This is a genomic window from Paenarthrobacter nitroguajacolicus (genome assembly GCF_029952445.1).
Classification (GTDB): Bacteria; Actinomycetota; Actinomycetes; order Actinomycetales; family Micrococcaceae; genus Arthrobacter; species Arthrobacter nitroguajacolicus_B.
On the sequence record NZ_JAQPPK010000063.1, the window covers coordinates 1 to 1,715 of the forward strand.

The 1,715-nt window shown below is 63.3% G+C and carries 1 protein-coding gene; it reads left to right on the forward strand.

All coding sequences use genetic code 11. The features are described from left to right. The first annotated feature begins 307 nt into the window (after window positions 1-307). The gene (locus tag PJL15_RS22510; protein WP_281453348.1) at window positions 308-1,414 is read left to right on the forward strand and encodes an IS110 family transposase; all 1,107 of its coding nucleotides are present in this window, start codon (window positions 308-310) and stop codon (window positions 1,412-1,414) included. The last annotated feature ends 301 nt before the right edge of the window (window positions 1,415-1,715 follow it).

Consider the following 1,715-nt stretch of genomic DNA (forward strand, 5'->3'; position numbering starts at 1 on the left):
CTAGACGATATGTGTGTGGGGGGAGGGCGCCGTTTGGTGGGTTGGTTCCTTCTGAGGGGCGATTGTTGCCGGACCGGTTCCCGGAGCGTCAGCTTTGGCGGGGCCCTCTCGGTTGGTTTTTCGTGGCGCTCCGGGGACCGCTTCGGCGCGTCTGGCCCGTATCAGAAGGGCCGCGTGTAGGTGTTGGTCCGGTTGGGTCTGCTGGGTGGCGGGATGGGGCTGGAACCTTCTCTTCAACGGTTCTCGTGGGTTGCCCCAGACTTGATCCAGGGGGTAGAGCCACATTTGAAGGTTGGAGGTTCCAGCTATGTTTGAGCGTACTCACGTCGGCCTGGATGTCCACGCTTTGACTGTCGTCGCTTGTGCGATCGATGGCCAGACCGGTGAGATCTTCCGGGGCCGGCTCACACCGGATCACGGTGAAATTCTGGAATGGATCAAAACACTGCCAGGCCCGTGCCGGGTGGTTTATGAGGCCGGACCGACCGGATTCCCGCTGGCCAGGGCCTTGCGCGCTGCCGGGATCGAGTGCCTGGTCGCGGCCCCGTCAAAGCTCCAGCGTCCGCCCGGTGACCGGGTCAAAACAGACCGCAACGACGCCCTGCATCTGGCCCGGTTGTTGAAACTGGACCAGATCACCGAGGTCACGGTCCCAAGCCCGTCCCAGGAAGCTGCGCGGGACTTGGTCCGTGCCCGGGAAGACATCCGGGGAGATCTGATGCGAGCCCGGCACCGGGTCTCCAAACTGCTGCTCCGCCAAGGCATTCACTACACCGGCGGCCATACGTGGACCCAAGAGCACCTCGCCTGGCTCTACGGTCAACGCTTCGATTCACCGGCCCTGCAACTGACCTACGACCTCGCGCTCGAATCAGTCACCGAAATCCTTGACCGCCGTTCGCGGGCCGACGCGGCCATCCGGGCCATGGCCTACGACAGCGAGTACACCCCCGTAGTGCGCGCCCTTGAATGCCTCCGGGGCATCTCAATGCTCACGGCCTTCGGCCTGGCCGTTGAAATCGGTGACTGGAACCGGTTCACCGGCCGGACCATCGGCGCTTATCTCGGCCTGGTACCCAGCGAAAACTCATCCGGCCAGCACCGTTCCCAAGGGTCAATCACCAAAACCGGGAACACCCACGCACGCCGGCTCCTCGTGGAAGCAGCCTGGCACCACCGTCGCTCCTATACCCACCCTTCCCAAGCACTGCGCTCCCGCTGGGAAGCAGCAACCCCTTGGGAAAGGGCACGCGGGAAAGCAGGCAACAAACGCCTGCACGAACGTTGGCTCGTCTACCAGGAACACCGGAAACGTCCCGTCATCGCCAACGTCGCGATCGCCCGTGAACTCGCCGGCTGGTGCTGGTCACTGGCAAGCGAAGCCCAACGCACCGCACAGCAACAGATCCCCTAAACGCCCGGGACCTCAACACCCAAAAGGAGGGACACCGGGTAAAACCGGCAGCGCACGGAGCGAACTCGCGACCCAACTATGAGCAACCTTCCAAGGCCACGCCCGACCCTAGAGAAGCGATAGGCTCCAGCCGGACACCTCGTCCTGCGGTAACCAACCCGCGCATATTAGTCTGACCACGCCGTCGCCGACGACACGCTGCCCCCCCGAGACCCGGACCAAAAAGGAAGCGACCCCGGAACCAAACCGGGATCGCTTCCCCACGCCCGTTGACAAAACGAACTACATATTAGTTGGGTAG

Coding starts and splice junctions, on each gene's coding strand:
- PJL15_RS22510 (WP_281453348.1), top strand. CDS start 308: ATGTTTGAGCGTACTCACGTCGGCCTGGATGTCCACGCTTTGACTGTC.